This window comes from Dellaglioa sp. CoH-57-MRSF-18, from assembly GCF_056781995.1.
The window spans coordinates 1-569 of record NZ_JBXAXX010000048.1; the positions used below are offsets into that span (position 1 = coordinate 1).

Annotated in this window: 1 protein-coding gene; it reads right to left on the reverse strand. The window is 59.1% G+C overall.

The window, feature by feature from the left end:
- Nucleotides 1-569, reverse strand: a 569-nt coding sequence (locus AC1RPG_RS07975) for a hypothetical protein (RefSeq protein WP_481762464.1), incomplete at both ends; no start/stop codon positions are given.

Sequence of the window (569 nt, forward strand, 5' to 3'; positions counted from 1 at the left end):
GCCGTTATGCTCAATCAAGCTCAGCTTCACGGTGAGCGCCTTTTTGCGCTCGCGATCTCGCGTCCGCTGCTCGCGCGCCTGACGACGTGCTTCTCGAACTTTCAGCGCCTTTGATTGCGCGCGGCTCAGTGCGTAACCAGCAGCCTGAACGTCCTTGATAGGCGTTACCTTGAGCCCAATGATATCCGCGATCTTGCGGCGTAGCGGGCCCTCAGGTTCTTTTTCCAGCAAGAACGTTGAAGACTTACGGGCCTTCACCGTGAATCCGTTACTGAGCCGCACTGTCACGTGTTTCGCGGCAGTACCGCACCGCACGATCTCGCCCTCACCGAATTCGGTGTGGACTGCGCGCCCCTTCAGTTCAGAGAGCGCCGTATCCACGACACCCGAGATACGCTCGCTATCCGCCTCGTCATCAGACAACGTGTAATCGTCTTCCAACTGATTCAGGTAGTCGTCGATGCGCGTAAGCCCCAACTTCTCCATGCCCGCGACGTTGGCACCCGGTGTGTAGGGCACATGCTCCATGATGCCCATGTCGGCAGGCGTCGGCGCAATCGGAATAGGGC